The following is an 18,609-nucleotide window of genomic DNA, read 5'->3' on the forward strand; positions in this document are numbered from 1 at the left end:
GGACCTGGGAGCTAGCTCACCTGTCGCGCTTCTCCTTGATCTTCGCGGCCTTGCCGCGCAGCTCACGGAGGTAGTACAGCTTCGCGCGGCGGACGTCACCGCGGGTGACGAGCTCGATCTTCTCGAAGATCGGGCTGTGCACCGGGAAGGTGCGCTCGACGCCGACGCTGAAGGAGACCTTGCGGACCGTGAAGGTCTCGCTGACGCCAGAGCCCTGGCGGCGGATGACTACGCCCTTGAACTGCTGGATACGGGAGCGGTTGCCCTCGATCACTCGCACGTGGACGTTGACGGTGTCACCGGGGCGGAACGCCGGGACGTCCGTACGCAGGGAGGCGGCGTTGACGCCATCGAGCAGGGAAGCCATGTTGTCTGCTTTCTTCGCCGATGCCACAGGTCATCGGCGGAAGTTCGTGAGGAAAGGGGGTGCTGATCGCGTCGGGCGGGCGTCGTTCCCCCTGTGGCAGGGGCGCACGCCGGACGTACAGCAGCGGCTTATTCTTCCACGGCTTGGGGCCTGCGCCAAAATCGGCCGCCGGGCTCCGGCGACCAGCCGAGGATCGAGAGCATCTCACGGTCCTTCTTGTCGAAGGCGCTCGCCTCGCAGCGCTCGATGAGATCGGGCCGGTTGGCCGCGGTACGACGCAGCGCCTCGTCCCGCCGCCAGCGCGCGATCTTCCCGTGGTGACCGCTGAGCAGGACGTCCGGGATGCCCCTGCCGCGCCACTCGGGCGGCTTGGTGAAGACCGGGCCCTCCAGGAGGTTGGCCATGGCGCCGGGGGCGAAGGAGTCGTCGCGGTGCGATTCGGCGTTGCCGAGCACACCGGGCAGCAGCCGGGCCACCGCCTCCGTGATGACCAGCACGGCGGCTTCCCCGCCGGCCAGCACGTAGTCCCCGATGGAGACCTCGACCACCGGCATGCGGGTGGCGTACTCGTCCATCACGCGGCGGTCGATGCCCTCGTAGCGGGCCGGGGTGAAGATCAGCCACGGCCGCTCGGAGAGTTCCACGGCGAGTTCCTGGGTGAAGGGACGGCCGCTGGGGGTCGGCACCACGAGCACCGGGGAGTGCGCCCCGGTCTCGTACCCAGCGGCGAGGGTCTCGTCCAGGGCGTCGCCCCACGGCCCGGTCTTCATGACCATGCCCGGACCGCCGCCGTACGGGGTGTCGTCGACCGTGTTGTGCCGGTCGTACGTCCAGTCCCGCAGGTCGTGCACCTGCACGTCGAGGCGGCCGCGGGCGCGGGCCTTGCCGACGAGCGAGACGTTCAGCGGTTCCAGGTACTCGGGGAAGATCGTGAGGACGTCGAGCCGCATCAGGCTTCGCCCCCGGGCTCGGACGCCTCGTCGTCACGCGAGGAGACGATCACGGCCTGGCTGTCGTCGATCAGGCCGGGCGGCGGGGTGATGACCGCACGCTGCTCCTCCAGATCGATCTCGGTGACGATCTCCTCGACGAACGGGATCATCACCTCGCTGCCGTCCGGGCGCTCCACGATGAAGAGGTCCTGGGACGGCAGGTGCGAGATCTCGGTGATCCGGCCGATCTCGGTGCCGTCGGCGAGAACCACATCGAGGTCGATGAGCTGGTGGTCGTAGAACTCCTCGGGGTCCTCGGGGAGTTCCGCCGGATCGACGTCGGCGATCAGCAGGGTGTTCCGGAGGGCCTCGGCCGCCGTGCGGTCCCGTACGCCCTCGAAACGCAGCAGCAGCCTGCCGCTGTGCACCCGTCCGGTCTCGATCGTCAGCGGTCCGTTCGCTGCCGGGTCGGTGGTCAGACGGGCCCCGGGGCCGAGCCTGAGCTCCGGCTCGTCCGTACGCACCTCGACGGTGACCTCACCCTTGATGCCGTGGGCGCGGCCGATCCGCGCAACTACCAGCTGCACCTTGTGTCTCTCCTGTCATACGGCGACGGGCCGGGGCGGGCGCATGGCCCTCCCCGGCCCGTGCCGGTGTTCAACTCTGTCAGCGAACCTGGTCCACATCGACGAGGTCGACGCGGATGCCACGGCCGCCGATGGCGCCCACGACGGTTCGCAGCGCGCGTGCGGTGCGGCCGTTGCGGCCGATCACCTTGCCGAGGTCATCGGGATGGACCCGGACCTCGAGCACACGACCACGGCGCAGGTTGCGCGAGGCGACCTGCACATCGTCGGGGTTGTCGACGATGCCCTTCACGAGGTGCTCGAGAGCCTCCTCGAGCATGCTCAGGCCTCGGTCGACTCGGCGGACGCGGCAGCGTCAGCAGCCTCGTCCGCCTTCTTGTCGGACTTCTTCGCCTTCGGCGTGATGGCCTCGCCCTTGGACTCCTCGCCGGCGTCCTTGGCCAGGGCCTCGAACAGGGCGCGCTTGTCAGCCTTGGGCTCCGGCTGCAGCAGCGGCGCGGGGGCCGGGAGACCCTTGTGGGCCTGCCAGTCACCGGTGAGCTTCAGGATCGCGAGAACCGGCTCGGTCGGCTGGGCGCCGACGGACAGCCAGTACTGCGCACGCTCCGAGTTGACCTCGATGCGCGAGGGGTTCTGCACCGGGTGGTACAGGCCGATCTCCTCGATGGCCCGGCCGTCACGGCGGGTACGGGAGTCGGCGACGACGATGCGGTAGTGAGGCGAACGGATCTTGCCCAGACGCTTCAGCTTGATCTTGACTGCCACGGAAGTGGTGTCTCCTGGTCTATGACGTGGTTGGGCACAACGAAGATGCCACGTGGGGTTGCGGTACTCGGGTGCCCGATGGACGCGTCAGCCGGAGGCGAGAGGGTTCCTGTGCGGCTGTCGAGTACAGCTAGCCATTGTGCCACACCACATCGGGTCACCCCACCGCGACCGCCGCTTCCGGGATGCGGAACGGCTTTCCGCAGCCGCCGCAGACGATGGGCGCCTGGGCGAGGACCGACGGAACGACCCGGACGTTGCGTCCGCAGTCGCAGACGGCCTTCACCCGCACGCCGCCTCCGGAGGAACCGTGCCGGGCGGCCGGCCCGCGGAAGGAACGCTTGGTGTCGGCGGCGGTGGCGACCGTGTGCGCCTTGAGGGCGCGCTGCAGCCGCTCCATGGTCGGGCGGTACCGGCGCTTGGCCTCGGGGTTGAGCGTGACCAGCGAGAAGCCGCTGCTGGGATGCGGCTCCTCGGAATGGTCGAGGCCGAGCTCCTCGGCGATCGCGAGGAACCGTCTGTTGTGGTAGCGGCCGGCGCGGGAGGTGTCACGGACACCTCGTGCGGCGGCGATGCCATGGACTGCCTCATGGAGCAGTCGCTCGAAGGAGAGCTCGGCGCCACAGGCGGACGAGGATTCTCCGATCAGGGACTCGGGCGCGGCAAGATCGGGCAGCTCGGGGTGGTACCGCTGAATGTCGGCCCACGCCTGCGCCAGCTCTGCGGCAAGTACAGGTGGTGTCGTGCTCACGTCGTGACAACGAGCCTGAGTGCTCCGGTGTTCCGATTCCGGGCCATCCCAAATATTTTGCACGTACCAGTCAGTTGCCGTTCATCTGTCCTGACGAGGGCAGGTGCGCTGATCTGCGGAGAAGTCACACAGCTCGCACGAAGCCGGTACGTAGCGACGCGTACGCCCCGGCGCGTAGGCAACGCCCGCGCGCCGGGGTCCGGACGGTTCCGGGGACGCCGTCGGACGTCAGTAGGCGCGGGCCACGACGGCGACAGTACCCGGGGTGTCGTCGGACTGCGGCACCGACCCGTCCTCGGCGACCAGACACCTCACCGAGGCTCCCTGCTCCCCGAGCCGCGCCTCCCCCGCCGGGCCGAGAACGTCCCAGGGGATGCGGGCCCAGCCGCCCGCGGCCGCCGCTTCCGCGGCCTCCTCGACCGTGGACACCTCGCTGGTGCGTGAGGTGCGGCGGTCCCGGGACTCGCGCAGCAGGGTGGTCTGGTCCTCCTCCAGGACGGCGGGCAGCAGGGTTGCCAGCGCCTCGATCGGGACCGGCTCCTTCCCGCCGGGGATGCGGCGGGCCAGCATCGCCGTGCCGTTCTCCAGATCGCGCGGGCCGATCTCGATCCGGACCGGTACGCCCTTCAGCTCCCAGTCGACCGCGCGCCGCCCGAACGGGGTGTCCGTGCGGTCGTCGACCTGGACCCTGATCCCGGCGGCGCGCAGCCGGTCGCCGATGGAGCGGACCTCGGCAAGGACCGCGTCGTCCTCCTTGATCGCGAGGACGACCGCCTGCACAGGGGCCAGCCGCGGCGGGACGCGAAGCCCCCGGTCGTCGCCGTGCGACATGATCAGGCCGCCGACCATCCGGGTCGAGGTGCCCCAGGAGGTCTGCCAGACGAGCTCCTGCCGGCCCTCCTGGGACAGGTACGTGGTGTGGAAGGCCTTGGCGAAGTTGGTGCCGAGCTCATGACTCGTGCCCATCTGCAGGGCCTTGCCGTCGCCCATCATCGATTCGAGGGTGAGCGTGTTGACGGCGCCCGCGAACCGCTCGCTCGGGGTCTTGCGGCCGAGCACCACGTCGATGGCGAGGACGTCGGTCATGAAATCGGCGTAGACGTTCCGGTGGATGTGGGCGGCGTAGTCCCGGGCGTCCTCGTACGAGGCATGGGCGGTGTGGCCCTCCTGCCAGAGGAACTCCGTCGTCCGGAGGAAGACCCGCGGGCGCATCTCCCAGCGCACGACGTTGGCCCACTGGTTGATGAGCAGGGGCAGATCCCGGTAGCTCTGGACCCATTTCGAGAAGTACTCGTTGATGATCGTTTCGGACGTCGGCCGCACCACCACGGGCTCTTCGAGGTCCTTGCCGCCCCCGTGGGTCACGACGGCGAGTTCGGGTGCGAAGCCCTCGACGTGCTCCGCCTCGCGTGTCAGGTAAGACTGGGGGATGAAGAGCGGGAAGTAGGCGTTCTGGGCGCCCGCTTGCTTGATGCGGGCATCCATCTCCTGCTGCATCCGCTCCCACAAGCCGTATCCGTACGGTCGGATGACCATGGTGCCGCGCACCGGACCGTTGTCCGCGAGTTCGGCCTTGTTGATCAGATCCTGGTACCAGCGGGGAAAGTCCTCGGCCTGGGGTGTGAGAACGGGTGCCTTAGCCATGGCGCGCATCGTACGGCGACATCTCGCCCCGAACGGGGTGACGGGACCGGCCCGGGCGGCATGTTCCGGTGGGCGCTTGGCGTGTGCCGGGGGGCGCACGACCGTAGCGCGCAACCATTGCCCTCCGACCCCTGGACGCGACAGCGGATGCGGAGTTCTCTGACTTACGGAGGCAGTGCGGGCGCGCACGCATCCGGGGGCCCTCCCACTCGGGGTACGACCGGCCTCTCGGCGGACACGACCGAACTCTCGGCGGATTGGGGCGCATTCCATGACACCAACGCTCGTCCGGCACTACAGGCAGGCGGATGCATCCGCCCCGGTGGAACCCGGAACCCGTGCCCGTGACTGGGCCGAGATCCAGGAACGCATGCTCGCACCGCTGTACGAAGCGGTGTACGAGCGGCTCGAAATCGGAGCCGGTACGCGGATGCTCTCCCTCGGCTGCGGCTCCGGGCTCGCGCTGCTGATCGCGGCGGCCCGCGGGGCGCAGGTCACCGGCGTCGACACCGACCATGAGCGTCTGGCGCTGGCCCGTGAGCGGCTGCTGCCCGAGGCCGGCGCCGACCGGGACCGGGACGGTCTGCCGGTGCTCCTCGACGGTGATCCGTCCGTGGCCGTCCGGCCCGAGGATCCTCCGTACGGCCTGCTCACCGTGTTCACCCCGATCGGCTGTTCGGCGGGCGACTCCGAGGGACTGAAACGGACACTGGAGTCCGCCGTGCCACTGGTCGGCCGGGGCGGCACGGTGGTGCTGACCGGTTGGGGGCCGCCCGAGCGCTGTGCCACCTCGGCGGTGCTACGGCTGGCGACCCGGCTCGCGGACGGTGCGAGTGTGCCTCCCGCGGGCGGCTGGCGCCCGGCGCGCCGGGACGATCTGGAGGAGGTCGCGTTCCGGAGCGGGCTGAATCCGAACGGCTCGGGGCGGGTGGCGTGCCCGTTCGGGTACGCGGACATGGACAGTGCGGTGCGCGGGCTGCTGTCGACGCGGCTGTTCGACGCGGCGGTACAGGCCACGGACCGGGCCCAGGTCGAGAAGGAGCTGGCGGAGGCGCTGCATCCGCACCGGCGCAGGGACGGCACGGTCTGGATGCCGAATGTCTTCCGCTATCTCGTCTGCACCACTCCTTAGAAGGGGCTCCTCGCCGGCGGAGCGCTCCGTGCAGGGGTGCTCCCGGGAGCCGCCCGGCCGGGCGGCTCTCAGTGTTTGGTCAGGCGCGCGACGCCCGCCGCCCGGTAGGCCGCCTCCTCGTCCAGCGTCTCGTTCTGCAGCAGCGCCGCTGCCAGGGCGTCGAGCTGGTCCCGGTGCTCGCGCAGCAGCCGCTGCGCCTCGATGTAGCACTCGTCGACGATGCGCCGCATCTCGTGGTCGACCGCGTCCAGCGTGGCGGGCGCCGCCGAGAGTCCGTACGCCTGCTGGGCGTCGCCCGGGATCGCCGTCAGCCTGCCGACTCTTTCGCTCATCCCCCAGCGCCCGACCATTCCGCGCGCCAGAGCGGTGACCTGTTCCAGGTCGCTCTCCGATCCCGTGGTGACCACGCCGTAGACCAGATGTTCCGCGGCCATGCCACCGAGGGCGCCGATGATGCGGCCGCGCAGATACTCCTCGGTGTACGCGTACTTGTCGGCTTCCGGCGTCGAGAGGGTGACGCCGAGGGCCCGGCCGCGCGGCACGATGGTGACCTTGCGGACCGGGTCGGCACCGGGCTGGAGCATGCCGAGGAGGGCGTGGCCGCTCTCGTGGTACGCCGTCCTGCGCCGCTCCTCCTCCGGCATGACCAGCGGTCGTTCGGCGCCGAGCTGGACCTTCTCCAGGGCGTCCGAGAGTTCGGCCTGATCGACCTCGGACTTCTTGCGCTTGACGGCGAGCAGTGCGGCCTCGTTCGCGAGGTTGGCGAGGTCCGCACCGGTCATGCCGGGGGTGGTCCGGGCCACCTGGCCGAGGCTGACGTCCTCGGAGAGCGGGATCTGCCGGGTGTGGATCTTCAGGATCGCCTCCCGCCCGCCCCGGTCCGGCGGGCTGACCTGGACGATCCGGTCGAAGCGGCCGGGCCGGGTGAGCGCCGGGTCGAGGACGTCGGCCCGGTTGGTCGCGGCGAGGACGACGACGCCCTCCGATCCGGAGAAGCCGTCCATCTCGGTGAGGATCTGATTCAGCGTCTGTTCCCGCTCGTCGTGGCCGCCCACCCCGGAGCCGCCGCCACGGGCCCGGCCGATGGTGTCGATCTCGTCGATGAAGACGATCGCGGGGGCGACCTTACGGGCCTCGGCGAACAGTTCGCGCACCCGGCTCGCGCCGACGCCGACGATCATCTCGATGAACTCGGACGCGGAGGCGGAGAAGAACGGCACCCCGGCCTCGCCCGCGACGGCCCGCGCGAGGAGCGTCTTGCCGGTGCCGGGCGGGCCAGCCAGCAGCACTCCCCCGGGCATCCGGGCGCCCATCTTCCGGTACTCCTGCGGGTTCTTCAGGAAGTCGACGACGTCGTTGAGTTCGCCCTCGACCTCGTCGATCCCGGCCACGTCCTCGAAGGTGGTGCGCTTGCCGCCCTCCAGCTCGACCGGTTTGGGCGGGGCCTTGCGGCCCAGCGCGCCGCCGCCGAGCCCCCCGGACATCCGGCGGGCGATGAAGACCCAGAGCAGGACGAGCAGCAGCATCGGGGCGAGGGAGATCAGCAGGTTGGCGAGGAAGCTGCGCTGCTGCACGACCGGCTGCGCGGTGACGGTGACATCTTCCTTGACCAGCTCGGCCCAGAGGTTGTCGTCGGCGAAGGCGGGCCGCTGGGTGACGAACTTGGTGTACTTATCGTCACCACCGGGGATCTTCGCCTCCTTCTTCAGCTGCCCCTGGATGGCGTCGCCCTTGGAGTAGATCTTGGAGACATTGCCCGCCGTGACCTGCTTGCTGAACTCCGTGTACGCGATGGTCGGCTCGTCCCTGCCGTTGAAGAACGACAGCACCAGGTTGGTGATCAGATAGACGGCCAGCGCGGTCAGCAGCAGTCCGCCCCAGCCGCCGGCCATCTTCCGGCGCGGCGGCGGGGGCGGTGGGGCACCTTCGGAGCGCCATGGCTGATCGGTCCGATCGCGTGGCGGTACGGGACTGGTCACGCGCGCTCCTCTGCCGACGACCTTGAGGCGACATTAAGCGAGAAAACACACCAGAGCTCTCCCAGGGCCTGTTCGGTGGGCCCATGGGGGGACAGCGGCGCGCGGACGCGTGAACCCTTGTCCGTACGTCCAGGCGACCGGGGCACGCCTGCCACCGGCACGTACGTCCCCACGCGGGCCGTCGGGCGGTCCGGGCAGATGCAGAGCGGCCCGGCCCGCATGCAGAAGGGGCGCCCGCCGTTGTCGGCGGGCGCCCCTTCTGCATGCGGGCCGGGAACGTCAGCCCATGAACTTCTTGAACGCGTCCGGCAGCTCGAAGTTCTGGTCGTCCTGCTCGGCCGGGAGACCGAACGCGCCGCCCTGCGCCGCCGCCTGCTCGCGGCGGGCCGCCGCGGCCTGCTCCTCGGCCTTGCGCTTCATCGGGTTACCGCTCTTGCGCTTGCCCTTGGCCTGCTTGACCTGCTTCTTCTGCCGTCCGGCGCCGCCGCCCATGCCGGGCATCCCCGGCATGCCCGGCATGCCGCCGCCCTGCGCCATCTTCGACATCATCTTGCGCGCCTCGAAGAACCGCTCCACGAGGTTCTTCACAGCGGACACCTCGACACCGGAACCCTTGGCGATACGGGCCCGGCGCGAGCCGTTGATGATCGTCGGCTCCTGGCGCTCGTGCGGCGTCATGGACTTGATGATCGCGGCGGTACGGTCCACGTCCCGCTCGTCGATGCTGTTGATCTGGTCCTTGATCTGACCCATGCCGGGCAGCATCCCGAGCAGCTTGGAGATGGAGCCCATCTTCCTGACCTGCTCCATCTGCGCCAGGAAGTCGTCGAGCGTGAAGTCCTTGCCCTTGCTGGACGCCAGCTTGGAGGCCATTTTGGCGGCCTCTTCCTGGCTGAAGGTCTTCTCCGCCTGCTCGATCAGGGTGAGCAGGTCACCCATGTCGAGGATGCGGGACGCCATGCGGTCGGGGTGGAAGGCGTCGAAGTCCTCGAGCTTCTCACCGTTCGACGCGAACATGACCTGCTTGCCCGTGACATGGGCGATCGACAGGGCTGCACCACCGCGGGCGTCACCGTCGAGCTTGGAGAGCACCACGCCGTCGAAGCCGACGCCGTCGCGGAATGCCTCGGCGGTGTTGACCGCGTCCTGGCCGATCATCGCGTCGACGACGAAGAGGATCTCGTCGGGGCTGACGGCGTCGCGGATGTCCGCGGCCTGCTGCATCAGCTCCGCGTCGATACCGAGGCGGCCCGCGGTGTCGACGATCACCACGTCGTACTGCTTGGAGCGGGCGTGCTCGATGGAGTCCTTGGCGACCTGGACCGGGTCGCCGACGCCGTTGCCCGGCTCCGGCGCGTACACCGCGACAGCGGCGCGGTCGGCGACGACACTCAGCTGGTTGACGGCGTTGGGGCGCTGGAGGTCACAGGCGACGAGCAGCGGGGAGTGGCCCTGGCCCTTGAGCCAGAGGCCGAGCTTTCCGGCGAGGGTGGTCTTACCGGCACCCTGCAGACCCGCGAGCATGATCACGGTGGGCGGGTTCTTGGCGAACCGCAGCCGACGCGTCTCGCCGCCGAGGATGCCGACGAGCTCCTCGTTGACGATCTTGACGACCTGCTGGGCGGGGTTCAGCGCCTGGGAGACCTCGACGCCGCGCGACCGCTCCTTGACGTTGGCGATGAAGGCGCGGACCACAGGGAGCGCGACATCGGCCTCGAGGAGGGCGATACGGATCTCGCGTGCCGTGGCGTCGATATCCGCCTCGGACAAGCGGCCCTTGCCCCTGAGGTTCTTGAAAGTCGCGCTAAGGCGGTCGGAGAGAGTATCGAACACGGCGCTCGTCGGTCCTCAGGGTCGGGGTCGTGGTGGGTCGCTCCCTAGAGTATCTGGCTCGCGCAAGCGACCTCCCGTGCCGGCCGGATCCGGTCGGCACGGGGAGTAACTCCGCGGTGGCCGGGAGCATCTCCCGCCCACCGGTCCACCGGGCCGCGCGGCCCGGCGTGACGGCGTCACCGCAGCGCCTCCTCCAGCGCCTTCGCCACGGCCGCGGCGTCCGCGTCCGGCAGCACCGAGCCGTCCTGCCGTGTGACATAAACGGTGTCCACCGCGTTCGCCCCCAGCGTCGACACGTGCGCACTGCGCACCCGTACCGCGCTCTGTTCCAGCGCCCGGCCGATCCGGTGCAGCAGCCCCGGGGCGTCCTGGGCCCGCACCTCGATGACCGTCGCCAGCCGTGAGCCGGCCGGTGCGACCGTCACCCGCGGTGGCGGGGCCTTCACCCCGCGGCGCCGCGGATAGGCGGCTTCGCGTTCGGCGAGGCGGGCCTGGATGTCGAGGGAGCCGTCCAGGGCGCGTACGAGGTCTGCTCGGAGCCGGCCGGCCTGCGGCAGGGAACCGTATTCGGCCGCCACCCGCCAGCTGAGCAGCAGTACGTCGGCACACTCGCCGATTTCGGTGGGGAGCTCGACGGCCCGCAGGTCGGCGGCGCGGACGGTGAGGCGGTGCAGGGCCAGGACCCCGGCGGCGGCGGGCAGGACGCCGGGGCGGTCGGGCACGGCGATCTGCAGTTCGACGCCCACGGGTTCCGGCTCGCCGTCCTCGTCCGGTGCCTCGGTCTGGGCGTGCAGGGTGAGGACGGGTTCACCGGTGCGCAGGGCCTCGACGGCGAGGCGTTCCTGCTCGGCGCTGGGTGCGGCCGGTTCGGGTTCGTCCGGGGCCTCGCCGGCGAGCACGGCTGCGACGCGTGTGACCAGGTCGGTGACGAGGGAGGCGCGCCAGGTGGACCAGGCGGCGGGCCCGGTCGCCAGCGCGTCGGCCTCGGTGAGGGCGTGCAGCAGCTCCAGCGTGGACGCGGTCCCCACAGCGGTGGCGACGGACCGGACGGTCGCCGGGTCGTCGAGGTCGCGGCGGGTGGCGGTCTCGATGAGCAGCAGATGGTGGCGTACCAGGGTGGCGATGACGCCCACGTCGTGCTGGTCGAAGCCGATCCGGGCGGCGACGTCGCGGGCGATGACCTCCCCGGCGACGGAGTGGTCGCCGGGCCAGCCCTTGCCGATGTCGTGCAGCAGGGCGGCGACGAGGAGGAGGTCGGGGCGGCCGACGCGGCGGGTGAGGGAGGAGGCCCGGACGGCCGCTTCCACGAGGTGGCGGTCTACGGTCCAGGTGTGGACGGGGTTGCGCTGGGGCCGGCAGTGGACGCGTTCCCAGTCGGGCAGCAGCCGGGTGATCAGTCCTTCCGCCTCGAGGGCCTCCCAGACGGGGATCGTGGCCTCGCCCGCGCCGAGCAGGGTGACGAGTTCCTCACGGGCCTCGGCGGGCCAGGGCACCGGCAGCGGGCGCGCGGCGGCAGCGAGGTGGCGTACGACATGACGGGAGATCGGCAGTTCGGACTGGGCGGCCGCGGCAGCGGCGCGCAGCATGAGCACGGGGTCGCGTTCGGGGCGGGCGGTGCGCGCGAGGACGACCTCGCCGTCGGCCTCGACGACGCCGTCGGCGAGCGGGGTGCGGTCGGGGGCGGCGGCCTTGCCGCCGAGCATGGCGCGCAGCCGGGGCCGTGCCGAGCGCGCCCGCAGCACGCGGTTGACCTCGCGCCAGGTCACGTCGGTGGCGTACGAGACGGTGCGCGCGGCCTCGTACACCTGGCGCAGCAGCGCGTCGGCGTCGAGCAGGCCGAGGGCGGCGGAGACCTGGTCCTGCTCCTGGAGCGCGAGACGGTCGGTGGCGCGGCCGGTGGTCAGGTGCAGGGCATCACGGGCGTCAAGGAGGATGCGGCGGGCTTCGGCGAGGCCTTCGCGGGGCGCGTCGGCGATCCAGGAGGCGGCGACGGCGCGCAGGGCGGTGGCGTCGCGCAGCCCGCCGCGGGCCTCCTTGAGGTCGGGTTCGAGGAGGAACTGGAGCTCGCCCTGGCGTTCGGCCCGTTCACGGCAGAGTTCGTCGAGGGCCGGGAGGCGTTTGGGGGCGAGGTTGCGCCAGTCGGCGAGGATCGTGGTGCGCATCGCGGCGACCAGTCCGCGGTCGCCGGCCACGGGCCGGGCGTCGAGCAGTCCGAGCTGCACCTTGAGGTCCTCGCCCGCGGTCTTCCTGGCTTCGCCGGGTGTGCGCACGGAGTGGTCGAGGGCGAGGCCGAGGTCCCAGACGGGGTACCAGATGCGGTCGGCGAGGGAGGCGATGGCGCCGGCGTCGGCGCTGCCGTCGTGCAGGAGCAGAAGGTCGAGGTCGCTGCGCGGGGAGAGCTCACCGCGGCCGTAGCCGCCGACGGCGACGAGGGCCGCGCCACGGACTCCGGCCGCCTCGGCCGCGGCGGTGAACAGACCGGTCAGCCATGTGTCGGTGAGCGCTGCTAGGGCCGCACGGCGCGGCGGCCCGGACTGCGCCTTCTCCTGGAGGAGGCGCAGCCGGGCCGCCGCATAGCCGCTGGGTCCCGAGTCTTCGGATTCGGTAATCACTTCGATGCTCGTCACCCAGCTGCCTTTCGGTTTACGGGACGTCCGGTCAGAGAGCGTCCGGGCCGCGTTCGCCGGTGCGGACCCGTACGGCCGTCTCGACGGGCACGCTCCAGACCTTGCCGTCTCCGATCTTGCCGGTTCGGGCGGCCTTCACCACCACATCGATGAGCTGTTCGGCGTCCTCGTCCTCGACGAGGACCTCGATGCGGATCTTGGGGACCAGGTCGACGGTGTACTCGGCGCCGCGGTAGACCTCGGTGTGACCGCGCTGGCGCCCGTAGCCGCTGGCTTCCGTGACCGTGAGGCCCTGGATGCCGAAGGCCTGGAGGGCCTCCTTGATCTCGTCGAGCCGGTGCGGCTTCACGACTGCGGTGATGAGCTTCATGCGTCCACCTTCTTGGTCTGCGCTGCTGCCGTCGAGTCCGATACCGGGGTGGAGCCACTGGTGCGCGGGGTCGCACCGCCGCCGGCGCCGCTGAAGTCGTACGCGGTCTCGGCGTGCTCGACCTGGTCGATGCCGGAGATCTCGTCGTCTTCGTCGACCCGCATGCCGATCGTCCTGTCGAGGAGGAAGGCGAGGACCGCGGAGACGACCAGAGAGTAGGCGAGGACCGCGAAGACACCGACGGCCTGCTTGCCGAGCTGGTCGAGACCGCCGCCGTAGAAGAGGCCCTTGGCGTCGGACTGGACGCCGCCGGTGGCGAAGAAGCCGATGAGGAGCGAACCGGCGACACCGCCGACGAGGTGGACACCGACGACGTCGAGGGAGTCGTCGTAGCCGAACCTGTACTTGAGGCCGACCGCCATGGCGCAGAGCACACCGGCGATGGCACCGACCGCGATGGCGCCGAGCGGGCTGATCGCGCCGCCGGACGGGGTGATGGCGACGAGGCCGGCGACCGCGCCGGAGGCGGCGCCGAGGGTGGTGAAGGAGCCGTGGCGGAGCTTCTCGTAACCGAGCCAGGCGAGCATCGCGGCGGCGGTGGCGACCTGCGTGTTGACGAACATGACCGCGCCGACGCCGTCGTCGTTGCCGAGCCACGATCCGGCGTTGAAGCCGAACCAGCCGAACCACAGGAGGCCGGCGCCGAGCATGACGAGCGGAAGGCTGTGCGGCCGCATCGGGTCCTTCTTGAAGCCGACCCGCTTCCCGATGACGAGGATCACGCCGAGGGCTGCCGCACCGGCGTTGATGTGGACCGCCGTACCGCCCGCGAAGTCGATGACGCCGAGCTCGAAGAGCCAGCCGCCGGCGCCCCAGACCCAGTGCGCGACCGGGAAGTACACGACGGTCACCCACAGGGCGACGAACAGCGCCCAGGAGGTGAACTTGACGCGGTCGGCGAGGGCTCCGCTGATCAGGGCGGGTGTGATGATGGCGAACATCAGCTGGAAGACGGCGAAGACGTAGATCGGGATGGTGTAGCCGTCCCAGAGCTGCGTGATCCCGATCCCGCTCAGGCCGGCGAAGTCCGAGCTCCAGCCGATGAACGAGCCGATGTCGGTGCCGAAGGCGAGGCTGAATCCGTAGAGCACCCACAGGATCGTGACGATCCCGAGGCTGATGAAGCTCATCATCAGCATGTTGAGGGTGCTCTTGACGCGGACCATGCCTCCGTAGAAGAAGGCCAGACCCGGGGTCATGATCATCACCAGGGCCGAGCAGATGAGCATGAACCCGGTGTTGGCGGCAGACAGCGTCGGGGCGTCTGCGGCAAGCGTCGTGATGCCTGGGGGCATCGGCGTCTCCTCGTCGTCGGTGCGGCCGCGTGCGGGGTGAAAGTGCGGGACCACGTGCGGGACCACTGTGGAAAAGGTGCGGGCCGGTTATGCGCCATGAGGTTCGCCCAGCGCGGTTTCCGCCGATGCCGCACGATGTTTCGCCGCAGTGACGAAGAGGTGTGGCGTGTTACGTCCCCATGAATCCCGAGTGGCGTATCCGGGGCCGGGCCTGCCCTGCGGCCGGGGCCGCATACGGTGCGGTTACGACTGTGGAGTACGGGAACGGGAACGCGAACCGGCCACGCCGGTCACCCGCTGACCTGGCAAGGGGGAGCCGAAGTCGGTCTGTGCGGGGTGGCCGGCGTGGCCGGAGTGTGCTGGTGCCCGGTCAGACCGCCTCGGCGGTCTCCGGCAACTGCTCGGTGAGCAGATCGGTGAGACTGGCGACCTCGGGGATGTCGCCGAAGTCCCTGGCAGCGGTGTCGACGGTCTTGCGCAGCCGGGTGTTGACGCGCTCGGAGCGGACCTTCTTGGCGACCTTCAGCGCCCTTTCGGCCAGCCGCGTGGACTGCTCGGGTTCGCGCTGGAGGAGATGCACGGTGGCGAGGCCGATCAGGTTCAGTGCGTACGACCGCTGGTGCTCGTCGTCCTCGCCGAACAGCTCGACGGCCTTCTCCATGAGGGGCTCGGCGAGCGAGGCGTACGTGGGGCTGCGGCCGGCGACATAGGCGAGGTCGCGGTACGAGTGGGAGTTCTCGCCGTTGAGCTCGGCCTCGGAGAAGAAGCGGATCCAGTCGGGCTCGGGCTCGCCGTCGATCCCGGCGTCGAGGAAGGTGTCCTCGGCCATCCGGACGGCTCGCTTGCACTTGCTGGGCTGGCCCATGTTGGCGTAGGCACGGGCCTCCATCGCATACAGCATCGCCTGGGTGCGCGGAGTGGCGCAGTCCCGGCTGCCGTACTGGGCGAGATGGATCAGTTCGAGGGCGTCGTCGGGCCGTCCGAGGTGGATCATCTGGCGGCTCATGCTGGACAGGACATAGCTGCCGAGCGGTTTGTCGCCGGCCTCCTTGGCGGCGTGCAGCGCGAGGACGAAGTACTTCTGGGCGGTGGGCTGGAGGCCGACGTCGTAACTCATCCAGCCCGCCAGCTCGGCGAGTTCGGCCGCACACCGGAAGAGCCGGGTGGCGGTGGCGGCGGGCTGCGGTTCCTGCAGCAGGTCGGTGACCTCGTGGAGCTGGCCCACGACGGCCTTGCGGCGCAGGCCACCGCCGCACTGGGCGTCCCACTGGCGGAACATCACCGTGGTGGACTCCAGCAGGTCGAGCTCGGGGCCGGAGAGCCGGGACGGGCGGCGGTCCGTCGTGGACGGCGCCGGATCGGCCGGTGCCCCGGCGGGGACCGGCACCAGCCAGCGCTGCATGGGCTCGATGAGGGCCGGGCCCGCGGCGAGGGCGAGTGAGGTGCCGAGGAAGCCGCGCCGCGCGAGCATCAGGTCGCTGCGGGAGAACTCGCTGAGCAGCGCGACCGTCTGCGGGCCTGCCCAGGGCAGGTCGACGCCGGCCACCGACGGTGACTGATGGGCGGTGCGCAGCCCGAGGTCCTCGACGGCGACGACGGTGCCGAAGCGCTCGGAGAAGAGCTCGGAGAGGATGCGCGGAATCGGCTCGCGCGGCTGCTCGCCGTCGAGCCAGCGCCGAACCCGTGAGGTGTCCGTGCTGATGTGGTGGGCGCCCATCTGGCGTGCCCTGCGGTTCACCTGCCGTGCCAGCTCGCCCTTCGACCAGCCGCTGCGCACGAACCATGATCCCAATTGCCCGTTGGGGCGCTTACCGGCATTCGTATCGCCTGCGCCGCTGCCACTCACTGGAACGCCCCCATCCCGCTGCATACGTGTCGCGCGAACCACTATCAGAATGCCGTGGGCCGAAGCCGTCCGTACGGCGGTTGCGCACCTTCGAACAGGAAATCGACTTGCCTCCGGCATACCCGCAGGCGCACATACTTCCATGGTTCGTGTACCGACGGTAATCCTACGATCACCCCCTCGGCGAGGGTGATTACAGAAACGCCACCATTCGCCACCCCTTCGAATGAACGCGTCCGCCGCGTAGCGCGATTCACTTGACAGACGGCGATCGGCAGCAGAATCAGTGATGCGCCCAGGGGCGCGCGGACCGTGCCGCACCACCTGGGATTCACCCGTGCGCTGCCGGATCGACGGGGCGACGGAGTGTAACGACTGGGCTCCGCGTCGTAACCACCGGCGAGCCGGACCCGTTGGAGGGGGCATGGGCTTCACGATCGGCGGCATCCGAGAGATGCGAACCGGCTCACGGCGACGGGGCCGTACGGCCGGGTGCACCGCGGTGGCCGAGTACACAGGGCTGTGGGGCTGGGCCGTCGCACCGGGGGCGCGGGCCGCGGCAGGCAACTGCTCCTGCGGCGACACCGCGTGCGCCTCTCCCGGCGCCCATCCGCTGGACTTCGCCGACGAGGTGCCGGCGGGCGCCACGCTGGACGCCGCGGCGCGTGCCTGGGCCCGGGTGCCGGGCGCCTCGATGCTGCTGCCGGTGGGGCGCACGTTCGACGTTCTCGATGTCGCCGAACAGGCGGGGCGCCGGGCACTGGTGCGACTGGAGCGGATGGGTCTGCCGCTGGGCCCGGTGGCCGTGACGCCGTCCGGGCGGGCGCAGTTCTTCGTCGCGCCGGGCGCCGCCGCCGGACTTCCGCAGCTTCTGTACCGGCTGGGCTGGGACGACGCGGGTCTGGATCTGCGGGCGCTGGGTCCCGGCTGTCACATCACCGCGCCGCCGTCCGACGAGGGCGGTCTCGGCCCGGTCCGCTGGCTGCGACCGCCGGCGCTGGACACGGCGGCCGCGCCGCCGCAGGCGCGGCTGCTGCTGGGCACGCTGGCGTACATCTGCCACCGCTCGTAAGGGCGGACGCCCGCAGAGAGCGGGTACGGCACTTGCAGGGAACATGAACGCGGTCGCCGGGTGGGCTCGGAATCCGAGCCCACCCGGCGACCGCGGGCGAAACGGCTGTCGGCCTGAGCCGATGCGCGTCAGTCGCCGATCAGTGCGTCGACGAACGCCTCCGGCTCGAACGGAGCCAGATCGTCCGGCCCCTCGCCCAGGCCCACCAGCTTCACCGGTACGCCCAGTTCGCGCTGGACCGCGATGACGATGCCGCCCTTGGCGGTGCCGTCCAGCTTGGTGAGAACGATGCCGGTGATGTCGACGACCTCGGCGAAGACCCGGGCCTGAACCAGACCGTTCTGCCCGGTCGTGGCGTCGAGGACGAGCAGGATCTCGTCGAGCGGGCCGTGCTTCTCGACGACGCGCTTGACCTTGCCGAGCTCGTCCATGAGCCCGGTCTTGGTGTGCAGCCGGCCCGCGGTGTCGATCAGGACGACGTCGGCGCCCTCGGCGATGCCTTCCTTCACCGCGTCGAACGCGATCGAGGCCGGGTCGCCGCCCTCGGGTCCGCGGACGGTGCGGGCGCCGACGCGCTCGCCCCAGGTCTGGAGCTGGTCGGCGGCGGCGGCGCGGAAGGTGTCGGCCGCGCCGAGCACGACGCTGCGTCCGTCGGCGACGAGGACCCGGGCCAGCTTGCCCGTGGTGGTGGTCTTGCCGGTGCCGTTGACGCCGACGACCATCACGACACCGGGGGTGTCGACGCCGCTCTCCGTCTTGACCGCGCGGTCGAAGTCGGTGCCGAGCAGCGCGAGGAGCTCCTCGCGCAGCAGGCCGCGCAGCCCCTCGGGGGTGCGGGTGCCGAGGACGCGGACCCGCTCGCGCAGCCGCTCCACCAGCTCCTGGGTGGGCGCGACGCCGACGTCGGCGGTCAGGAGGGTGTCCTCGATCTCCTCCCAGGTGTCCTCGTCGAGGTTGTCCCGGGACAGGAGCGTCAGGAGCCCCTTGCCGAGGGTGCTCTGCGAGCGGGCGAGCCGGGCTCGCAGCCGTACGAGACGGCCCGCGGTGGGCTCGGGGATCTCGAGCGCGGGGGCGGCGGGCGCCTCCGGCTCGGCGACTGCCGGGGCTTCCGCGACGGGAGCCTCGGCCTCGGGCGGACCGGCCTCCTCGATGGTGCGGCGCGGTTCCTCGCGCGGTGTCTCGGCCTCCTCGCCGACATGGGGCTCGGCGGGAGGAGTGAGGGTCGGCGTGCTCGACGGTGCCGGGGGCAGCTGCTTCTTCTTGCGGCCGCTGACCACGAGCCCGCTGACCAGACCGGCCACGACCAGGGCGGCGATGACTACAGCAAGGATGACGAATTCCATAACGCA

Annotated in this window: 16 protein-coding genes; 2 read left to right on the forward strand and 14 right to left on the reverse strand. The window is 70.7% G+C overall.

What is annotated here, in order from left to right:
• Positions 1 to 16: 16 nt before the first annotated feature.
• The 7 genes from rplS to proS form a co-directional block, all read right to left on the reverse strand.
• Complete coding sequence (gene rplS / locus OG878_RS12390; protein WP_030928567.1) at positions 17 to 367, reverse strand: 50S ribosomal protein L19; 351 nt, start codon at positions 365 to 367, stop codon at positions 17 to 19.
• 128 nt (positions 368 to 495) lie between these two features.
• Complete coding sequence (gene trmD, locus OG878_RS12395; RefSeq protein WP_328886849.1) at positions 496 to 1,317, reverse strand: tRNA (guanosine(37)-N1)-methyltransferase TrmD; 822 nt, start codon at positions 1,315 to 1,317, stop codon at positions 496 to 498.
• Positions 1,317 to 1,886: a ribosome maturation factor RimM gene (gene rimM / locus OG878_RS12400; RefSeq protein ID WP_328886850.1), complete on the reverse strand. Its 570-nt coding sequence runs from the start codon at positions 1,884 to 1,886 to the stop codon at positions 1,317 to 1,319. The genes trmD and rimM overlap by 1 nt, the downstream gene beginning before the upstream one ends.
• A gap of 79 nt (positions 1,887 to 1,965) precedes the next feature.
• Positions 1,966 to 2,205 carry an RNA-binding protein gene (locus OG878_RS12405; protein ID WP_005311361.1) on the reverse strand — a complete coding sequence of 80 codons (240 nt, stop codon included), beginning with the start codon at positions 2,203 to 2,205 and terminating at the stop codon, positions 1,966 to 1,968.
• A 2-nt stretch (positions 2,206 to 2,207) separates the two neighbouring features.
• Positions 2,208 to 2,651, reverse strand: coding sequence for a 30S ribosomal protein S16 (gene rpsP / locus OG878_RS12410; RefSeq protein ID WP_277328596.1), 444 nt, complete (start codon positions 2,649 to 2,651; stop codon positions 2,208 to 2,210).
• Positions 2,652 to 2,808: 157 nt separating this feature from the next.
• Positions 2,809 to 3,402 (reverse strand): hypothetical protein, encoded by a 594-nt coding sequence (locus OG878_RS12415; protein WP_277328595.1) that lies wholly within the window; start codon positions 3,400 to 3,402, stop codon positions 2,809 to 2,811.
• Positions 3,403 to 3,630: 228 nt separating this feature from the next.
• Positions 3,631 to 5,046: a proline--tRNA ligase gene (proS, locus tag OG878_RS12420; RefSeq protein ID WP_328886851.1), complete on the reverse strand. Its 1,416-nt coding sequence runs from the start codon at positions 5,044 to 5,046 to the stop codon at positions 3,631 to 3,633.
• 271 nt (positions 5,047 to 5,317) lie between these two features.
• Between proS and OG878_RS12425 the strand changes: the two genes are divergently transcribed.
• Positions 5,318 to 6,178, forward strand: coding sequence for a methyltransferase domain-containing protein (locus OG878_RS12425; RefSeq protein WP_328886852.1), 861 nt, complete (start codon positions 5,318 to 5,320; stop codon positions 6,176 to 6,178).
• Positions 6,179 to 6,246: 68 nt separating this feature from the next.
• Here OG878_RS12425 and ftsH read toward each other — a convergent pair whose 3' ends face one another.
• The 6 genes from ftsH to nsdA form a co-directional block, all read right to left on the reverse strand.
• Positions 6,247 to 8,157: an ATP-dependent zinc metalloprotease FtsH gene (ftsH, locus tag OG878_RS12430; protein ID WP_328886853.1), complete on the reverse strand. Its 1,911-nt coding sequence runs from the start codon at positions 8,155 to 8,157 to the stop codon at positions 6,247 to 6,249.
• 279 nt (positions 8,158 to 8,436) lie between these two features.
• Positions 8,437 to 9,990: a signal recognition particle protein gene (ffh, locus tag OG878_RS12435; RefSeq protein WP_328886854.1), complete on the reverse strand. Its 1,554-nt coding sequence runs from the start codon at positions 9,988 to 9,990 to the stop codon at positions 8,437 to 8,439.
• Between the two features lie 176 nt (positions 9,991 to 10,166).
• Positions 10,167 to 12,617, reverse strand: a complete 2,451-nt coding sequence (locus tag OG878_RS12440; protein ID WP_328886855.1) for a [protein-PII] uridylyltransferase — start codon at positions 12,615 to 12,617, stop codon at positions 10,167 to 10,169.
• A gap of 31 nt (positions 12,618 to 12,648) precedes the next feature.
• Positions 12,649 to 12,987 (reverse strand): P-II family nitrogen regulator, encoded by a 339-nt coding sequence (locus OG878_RS12445; protein ID WP_037689863.1) that lies wholly within the window; start codon positions 12,985 to 12,987, stop codon positions 12,649 to 12,651.
• Positions 12,984 to 14,342 (reverse strand): ammonium transporter, encoded by a 1,359-nt coding sequence (locus OG878_RS12450; protein WP_328886856.1) that lies wholly within the window; start codon positions 14,340 to 14,342, stop codon positions 12,984 to 12,986. The genes OG878_RS12445 and OG878_RS12450 overlap by 4 nt, the downstream gene beginning before the upstream one ends.
• Before the next feature lie 370 nt (positions 14,343 to 14,712).
• Positions 14,713 to 16,188: a transcriptional repressor NsdA gene (gene nsdA, locus OG878_RS12455; RefSeq protein WP_328886857.1), complete on the reverse strand. Its 1,476-nt coding sequence runs from the start codon at positions 16,186 to 16,188 to the stop codon at positions 14,713 to 14,715.
• Between the two features lie 424 nt (positions 16,189 to 16,612).
• On the opposite strand from nsdA, the gene OG878_RS12460 reads away from it, so the two are divergent.
• Positions 16,613 to 17,260: a bifunctional DNA primase/polymerase gene (locus tag OG878_RS12460; protein ID WP_328886858.1), complete on the forward strand. Its 648-nt coding sequence runs from the start codon at positions 16,613 to 16,615 to the stop codon at positions 17,258 to 17,260.
• A gap of 128 nt (positions 17,261 to 17,388) precedes the next feature.
• Here OG878_RS12460 and ftsY read toward each other — a convergent pair whose 3' ends face one another.
• A complete protein-coding gene (ftsY, locus tag OG878_RS12465; RefSeq protein ID WP_328886859.1) occupies positions 17,389 to 18,603 on the reverse strand; it encodes a signal recognition particle-docking protein FtsY in 1,215 nt (404 codons plus the stop codon).
• Positions 18,604 to 18,609: the final 6 nt, after the last annotated feature.

The organism is Streptomyces sp. NBC_00316 (assembly GCF_036158715.1).
Classification (GTDB): Bacteria; Actinomycetota; Actinomycetes; order Streptomycetales; family Streptomycetaceae; genus Streptomyces.

Excerpts from the sequence above, each read along its gene's own strand:
- OG878_RS12425 (WP_328886852.1), top strand. The coding sequence starts at position 5,318 with ATGACACCAACGCTCGTCCGGCACTACAGGCAGGCGGATGCATCCGCC.
- trmD (WP_328886849.1), bottom strand. The coding sequence starts at position 1,317 with ATGCGGCTCGACGTCCTCACGATCTTCCCCGAGTACCTGGAACCGCTG.
- OG878_RS12460 (WP_328886858.1), top strand. The coding sequence starts at position 16,613 with ATGGGCTTCACGATCGGCGGCATCCGAGAGATGCGAACCGGCTCACGG.
- ftsY (WP_328886859.1), bottom strand. The coding sequence starts at position 18,603 with ATGGAATTCGTCATCCTTGCTGTAGTCATCGCCGCCCTGGTCGTGGCC.
- rplS (WP_030928567.1), bottom strand. The coding sequence starts at position 367 with ATGGCTTCCCTGCTCGATGGCGTCAACGCCGCCTCCCTGCGTACGGAC.
- OG878_RS12405 (WP_005311361.1), bottom strand. The coding sequence starts at position 2,205 with ATGCTCGAGGAGGCTCTCGAGCACCTCGTGAAGGGCATCGTCGACAAC.
- OG878_RS12445 (WP_037689863.1), bottom strand. The coding sequence starts at position 12,987 with ATGAAGCTCATCACCGCAGTCGTGAAGCCGCACCGGCTCGACGAGATC.
- OG878_RS12450 (WP_328886856.1), bottom strand. The coding sequence starts at position 14,342 with ATGCCCCCAGGCATCACGACGCTTGCCGCAGACGCCCCGACGCTGTCT.
- proS (WP_328886851.1), bottom strand. The coding sequence starts at position 5,046 with ATGGCTAAGGCACCCGTTCTCACACCCCAGGCCGAGGACTTTCCCCGC.